Genomic DNA, 13,717 nt, shown 5'->3' with positions numbered 1-13,717 from the left:
CCACCGCCCCGCCACCCACCATTTCATTATGATACAAGAACAAAACCTTAACCGCAGGTTATGAAAGGATGGCCTCTTTGCATTGGCTGGAACGGTCCCCCACTTCTAGGCTTGCTTCATTGCCTATCGAGACGCGGGAACCCCATGGCCGGCAGACGGAGCATCACCATCATCGGCGGGGGCGTCATCGGTCTCGCCGCCGCCTATGCCCTGGTCCGGGAGGGGCACGGCGTCACGCTGATCGAACGCCGCGAGGATATCGGGCGGGAAGCCAGTTTCGCGAATGGCGGGCAGCTCAGCTACCATTATGTCAGCCCGCTGGCCGATGCCGGCGTCGCGCGCGACGCCCTGGGCTGGCTGTTGCGCCCGCACGCGCCGATTTCGCTGCGGCTGCGGGCCGATCCGCATCAATGGCGCTGGCTGCTCGGCTTTCTGGGCGCCTGCAACCGGCGCACGAATCGCAAGAATGCCGCCATCCTGCTCGATCTTGCCTTGAGCGGGCAGGCGGCACTCCAGGCATGGCGCGCTGCCGGACTGGACGATTTCCTGTGGCGCCGTCCCGGAAAGCTGGTTCTGTATCGCAATCCTTCCAAATTCCGCAAAGCGGCGCATGCCGTCACCGACCCGGAGCGGCAACGCACGCTGTCGCCCGCCGAATGCACGGCGATCGAACCCGCATTCGCCAGCCTGCAATCGCGCCTCGCGGGCGGGATCTTCTCGCCAGAGGACGAGGTCGGAGACTGTTTCCTGTTCTGCACGGCGCTGCACAAGGCACTGGCGGCGGAGCCGGATTTCCGCCTGGTGCGCGGGCAGGCCGAACTCCGTCCCGGCCCGGGCGACCGCTGCGCCCTCGCTGTCGATGGCAGGCCGTTCGAGACCGATCTCGTCATCCTCGCGGCAGGCATCGCCTCCCGCGCGCTGGCACGTCCGCTGGGGATCGACCTGCCGCTTTACGGCCTGAAGGGCTACAGCCTCACCACGCGGCCGCAACCCGGCATCCTGCCTTCGGTCAGCGTGACGGATTACGACAATCGCGTGGTCTATGCCGGGCTGGGCGACCGGCTGCGGGTGGCCGCGATGGTCGATATCGGGGCGGAAGATACCGTGCCAGCCCCCCGGCGCCTGGCCGAACTGCGCGCATTGGTGGCGGAGACGCTGCCGGGCGCCTTCGGAGACGGCGAGGACGCCCCCTGGGCCGGGCTGCGCCCCGCCACGCCAACCGGTGTTCCGGTCATCGGGCGCACCCGGTATGCCAATCTGCTGCTCAATGTCGGGCATGGTGCCCTCGGCTTCACATTGTCGGTCGGCTCGGCGCTGCGGCTGAAACAGATCGTGGCCGGGGCCGATGCCCGGGCCATCGGGTAAGGAAGGAGAGGTCTTGATGCAGGCGACCCGTCGCGCGGTTCTTCTTGGCGGCGTCGCCGCGACCCTGTCCCTTCCGATGCGCGGTGCCGGGGCCACCCCCTTGCCGGCGGGCCTCGCCGGGCTCGATGGGCCGGTCGAGATTCTGGAAGATCGCTGGGGCGTGCCGCATGTACGGGCCCGGACCATTCCGGATGCCTTCTTCGCCGACGGATATCTGGCGGCGCGGGACCGGCTGTGGGAACTGGATTTCGGTCACCGCCGGTCGCTGGGCCGGCTGGCCGAAATTTTCGGCGCGGCGTTCGTGCCCTCCGACACCGCCAACCGGCTCGTGCTGTTCCGGGGCGATGCCGACCGGGAACTGGCCGCCTTCCCACCGCTGGTACAGGACTGCGCCCGCGCCTATGTCGCCGGGATCAACGCGCGGATCGCCGAGGTGGCGGCCACGCCGTCGCTGCTCCCGCCGGAATTCGCGATCTTCGCCTGTACGCCGCTGAAATGGGATGTGCTGGACCTGATCCGCGTGCGCGCCGAAGTGACGGGCAATACCCGCGCCGAGATCCGCCGGGCCCGCCTGGCGGCACGGGGCGCGCTGGCCTACGACACGATCCTGACGCCGCTGGAACCCGCCCATGCGCTGCATGTGCCGGACGGGCTGGATGTGGCGGCGGTGACCGAGGCCGATCTCGGGCTGTTCGGCCTGTTGCAGGCGCCATTGCCGCTGCACGGCCTGCACGCGGCGGCCGATGACGAGACAAGGCGGCGGAACGAGGGCAGCAATGCCTGGGTCATCGCCCCCACCCGCACCGCGACCGGGCGGCCGATCCTGGCGAACGATCCGCATCTGGAGTTCGGCGCGCCGGGCCCGCGCCATGTCGTGCATCTCACGGCGCCGGGGCTGGACGTGATCGGCGGCGGCTCGGCGGGCATGCCGGGCGTCATGCAGGGTCACAATGCACGGATCGCCTTCGGGCGCACCAACTTCCATATCGACCAGGAAGATCTGTTCATCCTGCGCACCGATCCGGACGACCCGCTGCGCTACGCCCACAAGGGTGGCTGGAAGCGGATGGAACAGGTCGAGACGCGGATCGCGGTGCGCGGCGAGGCCGATCGGGTGGTGAGCCTGTTCTATTCCGTGCAGGGCCCGGTGGTGGCGCGGGACGCGGCACACCATCGCGCGACGGCGGTTTCGGCCACCTGGCTGGCGCCCGGCGCAAACGGCCTGCTGGCCAATATCGGGATCAACCTCGCCCATGACTGGGCGAGCTTCCGCGAGGCGCTGCGGGTCCATACCAGCCCCACCAACTTCACCTATGCCGATATCGACGGAAATATCGGCTGGCAGGCCGCCGGCGGCCTGCCCCATCGCGCCGACGGCCATGACGGGCTGATGCCCGCGCCGGGCGACGGGCGATACGACTGGCAGGGACTGCAACCGCTGGAGGCACTGCCCAGCAGCTTCAACCCCGCGCTGGGCTGGTTCGGCACCTCGAACGAGATGAACCTGCCCCCCGATTACCCGGCGGAGGAACGGCGGGTCAGCTTCGAATGGCGCGACCGGTTCCGCCACGAGCGCGTGGCCCAGATGCTGGACGCAACCCCACATGCGACCCTGGCGGACAGCGTGGCGCTGCAACATGACACGCTGTCGGTGCTGGCATTGCAGATGGTGCGGCTGCTGCCCGACATGCCGCCCGCCTTGGCCGCCGAGGCCGCGCTGCTGCGCGCATGGAACGGCCGCATCGACGCCGGCAGCGCGGCGGCGGCGCTGTACGAAGTCTGGTGGACGCGGCTGGAACGCGCGCTGCACGCCTTGATCATCCCTCCGTCCCTGCACGACCTGCTGCCCGGCCCGGTCGGCGCCACGGTGCAGCTTGCCCTGTTCCAGTCACCCGATTCCCGCTTCGGGGCAGACCCGGTGCAGGCACGGGACAGGATGCTGGCCGAGACGTTCGGCGCGGCGGTGGCCGAACTGCGCGAGCGGCTGGGTCCCCTGCCGGCCGCCTGGCGATGGGGCGCGCTGCACACCATCACCCTGCGCCATCCGCTGGCCAGCGTCCCGGCCGTGGCAGCGGCCTTTCCCGCCATCGGCGGCCCGGCCGCCGAAAGCGGCGGCGACCCGTACACCGTCATGGCCCGCTGGTACAGCCCGATGGCGGGCGGGGCACACGCCTATGCCGCGACCGGCGGGGCAAGCTATCTGATGGTGTGCGATGTCGGGGATTGGGACCGGTCCCTGTTCCTCAATTTCCCCGGCCAGTCGGCCGACCCGCATTCGCCGCATTACGCCGATTTCCTGCCCGTCTGGCTGCGGGGCGCGATGCAGACACTGGCCTTCAGCCCGCACAGAGTCGACGCCGCCGCCGTCCGGCGCCTGACCCTTCGACCGGAGCAACAGCGATGAACCCGCCGCGCGCCCGCATGACCGTCCGATCCTCCCTTCTGGCCGCCCCCCTTCTTGCCGGCACGATGCTGCTCGCCGCCACCATCTTCCCGGCACGCGCGGCACCAGCGGAGGACGGAACCCGCCTGGCCGGCCTGCTGGCGATGCCCTATGCCAACGGCCTGACCGGCGCAGCCGGCACGCCGCGCATCGCCTGGGTGGAGCGCCGGGACGGCGTGCGCAATATCCTGGTCTCGGACGGCGGCGCGGCGCCCCGCCGGGTGACGGCGTACACGAAGGATGACGGGACCGACCTGTGGGGGCTCGCCCTCAGCCCCGACGGACGGATGCTCGCCTTCGTCGAGGGAGGCGATGCGGAATATCCTGACGATGCACCACCCAATGCCGGCAATGCGCCGATTCCCGGAAAGCAGACGGTGCGCGTCGTCCTGCCCGACGGGCGGATCGTCGCGGCGGGAGAAGGGCATGCGCCCGCCTTCTCGCCGGACGGCCGCCTGCTGGCCTTCGCGCATGGCGGCACATTGCTGGTCGGCAGGGCCGGCGGCGTCGCCAGGACGGTGCTGACGACGCGGGGCGCGATCACCGCCCTGCACTGGTCGCCGGACGGCGCGCGGCTGGCGATCGAAATCGATCGCGGATCGCATGATGTGATCGCCTTGTGGCAGGAGAAGTCCGGCGATGACGCGCCCGTCTTCCTGCCCGCCGCCCTGGCTCATGACCAGATGCCGACCTTCTCCCCGGACGGGCGCTCCATCGCCTTCCTGCGGGTACGCAAGCCCCTGCCGACGGCGGAACGCGGAAAAGGGAGCTTCTGGTCGATACAGGTCTATGACATCGCGACCGGCACGGAACGCACGCTCTGGACAGCGCCGGAAGGGGCGGGGAGCCGCTTCTGGGCGCCGGAAGGCGTCGGACTGGCATGGACCGGCGACGGACGGCTGCTCTTCCCTTGGGAAGGCAGCGGCTGGCTGCGCCTGTGCGCGCTCACGATCGCCGCCGCGCCGGCGGAACCACGCTGCCTGACGCCGGACGGCGCCGAAATCGCGTCCTATCGCCTGTCCGCGGACGGCACGCGCCTGCTCTATACGGCGAATGCCGGCGACGTGGACCATTGGCGCGCCTGGTCGCAGCCGCTCGACGGCGGCCCCGCCAGCCCCCTGACGGGCGAGGACGCGCAGGTCATGGACGTGACGACCGCCGGCCCGGCAGTCGCGGTCATGGCCACAAGCGTCGACAGACCCGCCCATCCGGTGGTGCTGCAGAATGGCGCACCCCGCGTGCCGGCCGCCCCGCTCACCCCCACCGGGTTCACATTCGCCACCCCCCGGATCGTCCATGTTCGCGGCGAGGACGGGCGGGACATCCATGGGCAATTGTTCCTGCCGCCCGCCACGACACCCGGTCCGCACCCGGCACTCGTCTTCGTCCATGGCGGGCCGGAGCGGCAGATGCTGCCGGCCTTCCACCCGATGGGCTATTATTCCAACGCCTACATCATGAACCAGATGCTGGCGGCACGCGGCTATGTCGTCCTGTCGGTGAATTATCGCAGCGGAACCGGCTATGGCCTGGCCTTCCGCGATGCGCCCGGCATCGGACGCGCCGGGGCCAGCGAATATGGCGATGTGCGTGCAGCCGGCCTTTATCTGCGCGCCCGCCCCGACGTGATACCGGACCGGATCGGCATCTGGGGCGGAAGCTGGGGCGGCTACCTCACGGCGCTGGCCCTGGCCCGCGACAGCAGCCTGTTCGCGGCCGGCGCCGATTTCCATGGCGTGCACGACCTGACCGAACCCGACCATCCCGGCCTGTCGCCCGTGGAAAAGCAGCAGGCGCGGGAGTCCGAATGGCGATCGTCACCGGCCGCCGATATCGCGCACTGGCGCGCCCCCGTGCTGCTGATCCACGGGGATGACGACCATAATGTGGAATTCGAACAATCCGTCCTGCTGGCAAGCCTGCTGACGGCGCGCGGCGTGCCGTTCGAGGATCACGCCTTCCCCGGCGAACGCCACGCCTTTCTCCGCACGCAGGACTGGCTCACCGCCTATCTGTGGACCCTGCGCTTTCTCGACGCCCATCTCCAGGTCGGGCAGGCGCCATAGCGCGGCCCGTCATTTCTGGACCGGACGCCGCGTGGCGGGCGCCGCTCCCTCCCCACCGCCGCGCGGCAGGGTGACGACGAAGCGCGCGCCCATCACCTGTCCGTCCGGCCCCAGGCGGTTCTCGGCACGGATCGTGCCGCGCAGCGCCTCGACGATCTGGCGGCTGATGGACAGGCCCAGGCCCGAATGCTGGCCGAAATTCTCGCTGGTCGGCCGTTCGGAATAGAACCGGTCGAAAATGCTGCCCAGCTTGGCGGCCGGAATGCCCGGCCCCTGGTCGGTCACCGCGATTTCGACCATCCCGCCCGGCACCGATGCCGCACTGAGCACGATCTGGCCATCCGGCGGAGAAAACGAGATCGCATTGCCGATCAGGTTGCGCAGCACCTGCACCAGCCGGTCCTCGACCGCCATCACGGTCAGCGGCCTGTCGGGCGAGGCCGCACTGCTGACGCTGAGGATCGGCTGGCCGGGATTGCGCGTCGCCTGATGGATTTCGGCCAGCACCGACAGCATCGACACCACCGCCACCGGCTCGGCCCGCGCGCGCGACAATTCGGCATCCACCCGGCTGGCATCGGAAATATCGGTGATCAGCCGGTCCAGCCGACGCACATCGTCATTGATGATCGACAGCAGCCGGCGCTGGCGGTTCAGATCCTCGATCCGCAGCAGGGTTTCGATCGCCGAGCGGATCGAGGACAGGGGGTTCTTGATCTCATGGCTGACATCGGCGGCGAAGCGTTCGATCGCATCCATGCGCGCCCACAACGCCCGGGCGCTGTCCTGCAGGGCCCGCGCCACCTCGCCGATCTCGTCCCGGCGGGCCAGCAGGCGCGGCGGCACGCTGTCCGACCGGCCCGACGCTTCCCGGATGACATGGGCCGACGCCGCCAGCCGCAGCAGCGGCCGGGCGATGGTCAGCGACAGGTACCACGACAGCAGCACGGTCAGGGCCAGCGCCACCAGCACCAGAGACAGGATCGACGACCGCACCGCGAACAGCGACCGGTCGACATCGCGCGCCTGGCGCGTCAACTGGATGATGCCGACCGTCTGGCCCTCATGCATCACCGGCTCGGCCACGGTCACGATCAGGTGGCGGTTGGCGGTGCGGCGGATATAGGGCGGCATTTCCGGCGCGGCCTGCCCGCCGCCCGCCACGGGTTGCACGGAAGGGTCGGTATCGGGCGTGTCCAGCGTGATGATCCGCGTGCCCGACAGGGTCGGCAGCATCGACAGCAGCCGGTCATAGAACCGCTCGACAAACCCCAATTTGGCCGCGCTGTCGACAACCCGGTCGTCGCCGTCATCGCCCGCGACGGGCGAGGGCAGGGGCTGGGCATCGATCTGGCCGCGCACCCGGCGATGCCGGACCGCCGCCGCCTCGACCCGGCTGTCCGCCACCAACTGCCCGTCAGGGGCGAACAGCCGCGCATGGGCGCTGGGGCTGGGCTCGGTCAGGCGCAGCAGCAGCGGCCGCGCCTGGCCGGCATCCAGCACCGGGTCCGCCGCGCGACCGGAGGTCACGGCATTCTGCCCCAGCGCGCCGGCATAGATGCGCGCCTGTTCGCGCAGCGCCATGACCTCGGCTTCCAGCAGGCTGTTCTGGAACTGGTTCAGATAGACCAGGGTCAGCGCCAGCAGCATCAGCGGCAGCGCGTTGACCAGCAGGATACGCCGCATCAGCGGCGAGACGAGGCGCGTCCGATATTCATGGAAGGCCGACGCGGCATCATGGGTCTGGATCTCGGCCCATGACGTCATCGCTCGGCGGGCCTGCGCCAGCAGCCCGGACGGCGACACTCTTCCCACCCCGCCGCGCACCGGCATCAGTCTTCCTTGTACCGGTAGCCGATGCCGTAGAGCGTCTCGATCTGGTTGAAATCCTCGTCCACCTGGCGGAATTTCTTGCGCACGCGCTTGATGTGGCTGTCGATGGTCCGGTCATCGACATAGATGTTCTCGCCATAGGCGGCGTCGATCAGCTGGTCGCGCGACTTGACCAGGCCGGGCCGCGCCGCAAGCGCCTTGACCAGCAGGAATTCCGTCACCGTCAGCTGGATATCCTTGCCGCGCCACAGGCACTGGTGCCGGGTTTCATCCAGCGACAGGTCACCGCGCACCAGGCTGCCGCCGACGGCCGGACCACCGGCCTCGACCCGGTTGACCTCGTTGCGGCGCAGCAACGCGCGGATGCGCTCCAGCAGCAGCCGCTGCGAGAACGGCTTGGTGATGTAATCGTCGGCCCCCAGGCGCAGGCCCATCAGCTGGTCCACCTCCTCGTCCTTCGAGGACAGGAAAATGACCGGCAGCTGCGAGCGCGCCCGCAGGCGCTGCAACAGTTCCATGCCATCCATGCGTGGCATCTTGATGTCCAGCACCGCCAGGTCGACCGGGCGGCTCATCAGCCCGTGCAGCGCGCTTTCGCCGTCGGTATAGGTGCGGACGTTGAACCCTTCGGCCTCCAGCGTCATCTGGACCGACGCCAGGATATTCCGGTCGTCATCGACCAGGGCGATCGTGTGTTTCGTCGGCTCCATCGCGGCGTTCTCGCTCCCTTCCAGGCCGGGGTCGGCCTTCCTCATGTCCGGCCGGGGTGTGGTACGGCCCCTCACAGTCCGGGCGACATCTTAGACCCGGCCATGTGCCGATGTCATGACTGCCTGCTCATGACGATCCATCCATCTTCGCCTCACGCATTCCTGCCCCGCACAGGCCGGAAAGCCGCGTGAACATCACGTTGATGGTGGTCGTTACGCCTTGTCCAAGGGCGCGGGCTCACCTACTTCAGAAGGCATGAGCCACGATACAGACCCCACCCACGTCGCCGACTCTCCGAGCGGAGAGACCGGGGCGTCCGCGCCGGGCCAACACCCCGGTAACGATCAGGACACGGTCCAGCCGGAAAGCGGCCAGGCCGAGGCCACCCACCCCCGCGTCCAGGAGCTGGAAACAGCACTGGAGGACATGCGCGAGAAATGGCTGCGCTCCGAGGCGGAGATGCAGAACCTGCGCACCCGCACCAGGCGCGAGGTGGAAGATGCGCGGCAATATGCCACGCAGAAATTCGCCCGCGACGTCGTCGAGGCCGCGGAAAACCTGAAGCGCGCCCTGGGCAGCCTGCCCCCCGCCACCGAAGGCGAGGATGCGCTGATCACCCGCATGCGCGAGGGGATCGAGAGCACCGAACGGTCGTTCCTGGGCATCCTGGAGCGCAATGGCATCTCCGCCACCGATCCGGCCGGGCATCCGTTCAACGCCAACCATCACCAGGCGATGGCCGAACAGCATAGCGACGAGCATGCGCATGGCACCGTGATCCAGGCCTGGACACCGGCCTGGACGCTGCATGGCCGCCTGCTGAAGCCGGCGATGGTCGTCGTCTCCAAGGGCGCCACTCCGGCGGCGGACAAGCCGGCGGGCTGAAACCGTCAGGCAGGAGGGCGGCCGCCGTCCGGCGACGGCGCCCTCTTGAAACGAACGCCATGGCTGAATACATGCTGAACACAGCCATGGCGGCATGTGCGGATGTGGTAAAACAGTCCAGTCGTTCCGCCACACGGCAGATTTTCTAGGGTCCATTCCGGTGCTTCGGGCCGGTCCGGACCGCTGACAGGAGAGAAGATACATGAGCAAGGTTATCGGCATCGACCTCGGCACGACCAATTCGTGCGTCGCGATCCGCGAGGGGGACGAGACCCGCGTCATCGAGAACAGCGAAGGCGCACGCACCACCCCGTCGATGGTCGCCTTTACCGACAGCGGCGAAATGCTGGTCGGCCAGGCCGCGAAGCGCCAGGCGGTGACCAACCCGTCCAACACGCTGTACGCGGTCAAGCGCCTGATCGGCCGCCGCTATGACGACCCGACCGTCACCAAGGACAAGGGTCTGGTCCCCTACAACATCGTCTCCGGCGACAATGGCGACGCGTGGGTCGAGGCGCAGGGCAAGAAATACGCCCCCTCGCAGATCGCCGCCTTCGTGCTGGGCAAGATGAAGGAAACCGCCGAGTCCTATCTGGGCGAGACGGTGACGCAGGCCGTGATCACGGTTCCGGCCTACTTCAACGACGCGCAGCGCCAGGCGACCAAGGATGCCGGCCGCATCGCGGGCCTGGAAGTCCTGCGCATCATCAACGAGCCGACGGCCGCAGCCCTGGCTTACGGCCTGCAGAAGAAGAACAGCGGCACGATCGCGGTCTATGACCTCGGCGGCGGCACGTTCGACGTGTCGGTGCTCGAGATCTCGGACGGCGTGATCGAGGTGAAGTCGACCAACGGCGACACCTTCCTGGGCGGCGAGGATTTCGACGCGCGGATCATCAGCTACCTGGCCGACGAGTTCAAGCGCGAGCAGGGCATCGACCTGCGCGCCGACAAGCTGGCCCTGCAGCGCCTGAAGGAAGCGGCGGAAAAGGCGAAGATCGAGCTGTCCTCCTCCAAGGAGACCGAGATCAACCTGCCCTTCATCACCGCCGATGCCTCGGGCCCGAAGCATCTGGTGCTGAAGCTGAGCCGCGCCAAGCTGGAAAGCCTGGTCGACGACCTGATCCAGCGCACGCTGGAGCCCTGCCGCGCCGCCCTGAAGGATGCGTCGGTCTCGGCCGCGGAAATCGAGGAAGTGATCCTGGTCGGCGGCATGACCCGCATGCCCAAGGTCATCGAGGCGGTGAAGCAGTTCTTCGGCAAGGAGCCGGCCCGCAACGTGAACCCTGATGAAGTCGTGGCCATCGGCGCCGCGGTGCAGGGCGCGGTGCTGAAGGGCGACGTCAAGGACGTGCTGCTGCTGGACGTGACCCCGCTGTCGCTGGGCATCGAGACGCTGGGTGGCGTGTTCACCCGCCTGATCGACCGCAACACCACGATCCCGACCAAGAAGAGCCAGACCTTCTCGACCGCCGAAGACAATCAGGGCGCCGTGACCATCAAGGTCTATCAGGGCGAACGCGAAATGGCGGCCGACAACAAGCTGCTGGGCAATTTCGACCTGACCGGCATCGCCCCCGCCCCGCGCGGCGTGCCGCAGATCGAGGTAACGTTCGACATCGACGCCAACGGCATCGTCTCCGTGTCGGCCAAGGACAAGGCGAACGGCAAGGAACAGCAGATCAAGATCCAGGCCTCGGGCGGTCTGTCCGAGTCCGACATCGAGAAGATGGTCAAGGACGCCGAGGCGAATGCCGCGGCCGACAAGGCCAAGAAGGAACTGGTCGAGGCCCGCAACCAGGCCGAAAGCCTGGCGCATCAGGTCGAGAAGTCGCTGGCCGAAGCCGGTGACAAGGTTCCCGCCGCCGACAAGGCCGAAGCCGAAGCCGCCGTCGCCGCGGTCCGCAAGGCCCTGGAAGGCAGCGACGCGGCGGCGCTGAACAGCGCGTCCGAGACGCTGTCGAAGGCCGCGATGAAGATCGGCGAGGCCGTCTACAAGGCCGAGCAGGCCGGCGCCGCCGGGGCGGGCGCTGCCGGTGCCACCGGGCCGAACGGCGAAAAGGTCGTCGACGCCGACTTCGAAGACGTGGAAGACAAGAAGTAAGCAGTCGGCCAGACAGGCCGGCGTTTACCGCGCGGCATGCGCCGGCCTTCGGGCCGGCGCCCTGCCCAAGCGAGGCGCCCCCTTCCCTGAAGGTGGGCGCTTTTCCATTACATGACTGACAGGGCCGCATTCCGGCCGGCGCAACGATGCTCCGGTCTGTCGCGAAGCGGTCCCGCCAATGAGGACCATGATGGCCACCAAGCTTGATTACTACGCCGTACTTGAAGTCTCCCGCGATGCGAATGGCGACGAGGTGAAGAAGGCGTATCGCAGGCTGGCCATGCAGTACCATCCGGACCGCAATCCCGGCGACGCGTCGGCCGAGGCCCGGTTCAAGGACATCAGCGAAGCCTACGATGTCCTGAAGGACGACCAGAAGCGCGCCGCCTACGACCGGTTCGGCCATGCGGCGTTCGAGGGCGGCGGCCCCGGCGCCGGCGGCTTCGATTTTGGCGGCGGGCTGGGCGACATCTTCGAGCAGATGTTCGGCGACATGATGGGCGGCCGCCGCGGCGGCCGCCGGTCGGGCAGCGACATCCAGGTCCAGATCTCGATTTCCTTCACCGAGGCATTTTCGGGCGTCAAGAAGCCCATCACGGTGCCGACGCGCGTGGCGTGTGAATCCTGCGACGGCACCGGATCTGCCGACCGCGACCAGGGGGCCGAAACCTGCCCGACCTGCCACGGCGCGGGCAAGGTGCGCGCGCAGCAGGGTTTCTTCCTGGTCGAGCGCGCCTGCCCGACCTGCCATGGCGCGGGCAAGGTGGTGCGCAACCCCTGCACCGCCTGCCGCGGCACCGGCACGGTCGAGCGCGACCGGACGCTGGAAATCGCGATCCCGGCCGGGGTCGAGGACGGCACGCGCATCCGCCTGTCGGGCGAGGGCGAGGCCGGCGGCAAGGGTGCCCAGCCGGGCGACCTGTATGTGCATATTGCGGTCGAACCGCACCCGATCTTCCAGCGCGACGGGGCGAACATCTATTGCCGGGTGCCGCTGCGCATGACCCAGGCCGCCCTGGGCACCGAGGTCGAGGTCCCGGTCGTCGACGGGTCCCGCGCCAAGGTGAAGGTGCCCGCCGGCACTCAGACCGGCGAGAATTTCCGCCTGCGCGGCAAGGGGTTCTCGGTCCTGCGCTCCTCCGCGCGGGGGGATATGTATATCCAGGTTTCGGTCGAGACACCGCACCACCTGACCAAGCGCCAGCGCGAATTGCTGGAGGAGTTCGAGGCCGAGGCCGACGACCACGCGCGCGCCAATCCGGAGAATACGGGCTTCTTCAGCAAGGTCCGCGATTTCTTCGAAGGCAAGCTCTGACGATCGGCGGCGCCGCCGACGATACGCGCTGTTGAACGCCCTTTTGGTTGGGGGTAGAAAATCCGCTTATCCATGGTGATCCCCCCAACTCGCACCATGGATAATCCAGGCGGCGCGATCCCCCGGTCGCGCCGCCACCCGTTTTCCGGACTCATGACATGACGACAGACAGGATGCGGATCGGCATCGCCGGCATCAACGGGCGCGTCGGGCGCCTCCTGCGCGAAGAGGTCACGGCGGCCGGCGCCACCCTGGCTGGCGGCACCAGCCGCGACCCGCATGCCGACAGGTCCGAGGGCCTGTTCGCCACGCTCGACGATCTGGCCCCGCTGTGCGATGCGGTGATCGACTTCACCCATGCCGTCACCGTCCGCACGCACGCCGCCGCCCTGGCGAAAGCGGGGGTGGCCTGGGTGCTGGGCACGACCGGCCTGTCGGACATCGACCAGGAGGAAGTCGCCACGGCCGCCCGCACCATCCCCGTCGTCCAGGCCGCGAATTACTCACCGGGCGTCACCCTGGTCACGCGCCTGGCACGCCAGATGGCCGAAGTGCTGCCCTCCGCGGTCTATGACGCCGAAATCCTGGAAATGCACCACCGGCAGAAAGTCGACGCACCATCCGGCACCGCACTCGTGATCGGCCAGGCAGTGGCCGACGGGCGGGGCATCGACCTGCCCAGCCATATGGAATCCGGACGCACCGGCCATACCGGCCCCCGCCAGGCCGACGCGATCGGTTTCGCATCCCTGCGCGGCGGACAGATCGTGGGGGAACATACGCTGACCTTCACCTCGGCCGGCGAACAGATCGCCCTGACACATCGCGCCTTCGACCGGCGCGTCTTCGCCACCGGCGCGGTGCGGGCCGCACTGTGGCTGCGGGGTCGCCCGCCGGGGCTGTACAGCATGGAAGACGTTCTGGGGCTTCACTGAACAGTTTCGCGTCCCGAAACGATCCGTCACGGCAATTCCCTTGCGGGAACGTGGTATCCC

Annotated in this window: 9 protein-coding genes; 7 read left to right on the top strand and 2 right to left on the bottom strand. The window is 68.5% G+C overall.

Annotated elements, in window-relative coordinates; all coding sequences use genetic code 11:
* The first annotated feature begins 144 nt into the window (after nucleotides 1-144).
* Genes HLH29_RS10190 through HLH29_RS10180 form a run of 3 tightly spaced genes read left to right on the top strand, consistent with a single transcriptional unit; the run spans nucleotide 145 to nucleotide 5,874 of the window.
* Nucleotides 145-1,365, top strand: coding sequence for an FAD-dependent oxidoreductase (locus HLH29_RS10190; RefSeq protein WP_182966385.1), 1,221 nt, complete (start codon nucleotides 145-147; stop codon nucleotides 1,363-1,365).
* 16 nt (nucleotides 1,366-1,381) lie between these two features.
* A complete protein-coding gene (locus tag HLH29_RS10185; protein WP_182966383.1) occupies nucleotides 1,382-3,769 on the top strand; it encodes a penicillin acylase family protein in 2,388 nt (795 codons plus the stop codon).
* On the top strand, nucleotides 3,766-5,874 hold the full coding sequence (locus tag HLH29_RS10180) for a S9 family peptidase (RefSeq protein WP_182966381.1): 2,109 nt from the start codon (nucleotides 3,766-3,768) through the stop codon (nucleotides 5,872-5,874). Before HLH29_RS10185 ends, HLH29_RS10180 begins: the two co-directional genes overlap by 4 nt.
* A 9-nt stretch (nucleotides 5,875-5,883) precedes the next feature.
* Here the strand turns inward: HLH29_RS10180 and HLH29_RS10175 are convergent, their stop codons facing one another.
* Nucleotides 5,884-7,641 (bottom strand): stimulus-sensing domain-containing protein, encoded by a 1,758-nt coding sequence (locus HLH29_RS10175; protein WP_246374111.1) that lies wholly within the window; start codon nucleotides 7,639-7,641, stop codon nucleotides 5,884-5,886.
* A 65-nt stretch (nucleotides 7,642-7,706) separates the two neighbouring features.
* A complete protein-coding gene (locus HLH29_RS10170) occupies nucleotides 7,707-8,417 on the bottom strand; it encodes a response regulator transcription factor (protein WP_182966449.1) in 711 nt (236 codons plus the stop codon).
* A 256-nt stretch (nucleotides 8,418-8,673) separates the two neighbouring features.
* Here HLH29_RS10170 and HLH29_RS10165 point away from each other — a divergent pair, with 256 nt between their 5' ends.
* From HLH29_RS10165 to dapB, 4 genes are all read left to right on the top strand, one after another.
* On the top strand, nucleotides 8,674-9,303 hold the full coding sequence (locus HLH29_RS10165; RefSeq protein ID WP_182966377.1) for a nucleotide exchange factor GrpE: 630 nt from the start codon (nucleotides 8,674-8,676) through the stop codon (nucleotides 9,301-9,303).
* Nucleotides 9,304-9,505: 202 nt separating this feature from the next.
* Nucleotides 9,506-11,407 (top strand): molecular chaperone DnaK, encoded by a 1,902-nt coding sequence (gene dnaK, locus HLH29_RS10160; RefSeq protein WP_182966375.1) that lies wholly within the window; start codon nucleotides 9,506-9,508, stop codon nucleotides 11,405-11,407.
* 190 nt (nucleotides 11,408-11,597) lie between these two features.
* Nucleotides 11,598-12,722 carry a molecular chaperone DnaJ gene (gene dnaJ / locus HLH29_RS10155; protein ID WP_182966447.1) on the top strand — a complete coding sequence of 375 codons (1,125 nt, stop codon included), beginning with the start codon at nucleotides 11,598-11,600 and terminating at the stop codon, nucleotides 12,720-12,722.
* Between the two features lie 158 nt (nucleotides 12,723-12,880).
* Nucleotides 12,881-13,657 carry a 4-hydroxy-tetrahydrodipicolinate reductase gene (gene dapB, locus HLH29_RS10150; protein ID WP_182966373.1) on the top strand — a complete coding sequence of 259 codons (777 nt, stop codon included), beginning with the start codon at nucleotides 12,881-12,883 and terminating at the stop codon, nucleotides 13,655-13,657.
* The last annotated feature ends 60 nt before the right edge of the window (nucleotides 13,658-13,717 follow it).

Source organism: Gluconacetobacter tumulicola (genome assembly GCF_014174215.1).
GTDB classification, from domain to species: Bacteria; Pseudomonadota; Alphaproteobacteria; order Acetobacterales; family Acetobacteraceae; genus Gluconacetobacter; species Gluconacetobacter tumulicola.
This window is presented reverse-complemented; position numbering and strand designations above follow the sequence as displayed.

What these genes read in the sequence shown, in the direction of transcription:
- HLH29_RS10190 (WP_182966385.1), top strand. Translation starts at nt 145, where the DNA reads ATGGCCGGCAGACGGAGCATCACCATCATCGGCGGGGGCGTCATCGGT.
- HLH29_RS10185 (WP_182966383.1), top strand. Translation starts at nt 1,382, where the DNA reads ATGCAGGCGACCCGTCGCGCGGTTCTTCTTGGCGGCGTCGCCGCGACC.
- HLH29_RS10180 (WP_182966381.1), top strand. Translation starts at nt 3,766, where the DNA reads ATGAACCCGCCGCGCGCCCGCATGACCGTCCGATCCTCCCTTCTGGCC.
- HLH29_RS10175 (WP_246374111.1), bottom strand. Translation starts at nt 7,641, where the DNA reads ATGACGTCATGGGCCGAGATCCAGACCCATGATGCCGCGTCGGCCTTC.
- HLH29_RS10170 (WP_182966449.1), bottom strand. Translation starts at nt 8,417, where the DNA reads ATGGAGCCGACGAAACACACGATCGCCCTGGTCGATGACGACCGGAAT.
- HLH29_RS10165 (WP_182966377.1), top strand. Translation starts at nt 8,674, where the DNA reads ATGAGCCACGATACAGACCCCACCCACGTCGCCGACTCTCCGAGCGGA.
- dnaK (WP_182966375.1), top strand. Translation starts at nt 9,506, where the DNA reads ATGAGCAAGGTTATCGGCATCGACCTCGGCACGACCAATTCGTGCGTC.
- dnaJ (WP_182966447.1), top strand. Translation starts at nt 11,598, where the DNA reads ATGGCCACCAAGCTTGATTACTACGCCGTACTTGAAGTCTCCCGCGAT.
- dapB (WP_182966373.1), top strand. Translation starts at nt 12,881, where the DNA reads ATGACGACAGACAGGATGCGGATCGGCATCGCCGGCATCAACGGGCGC.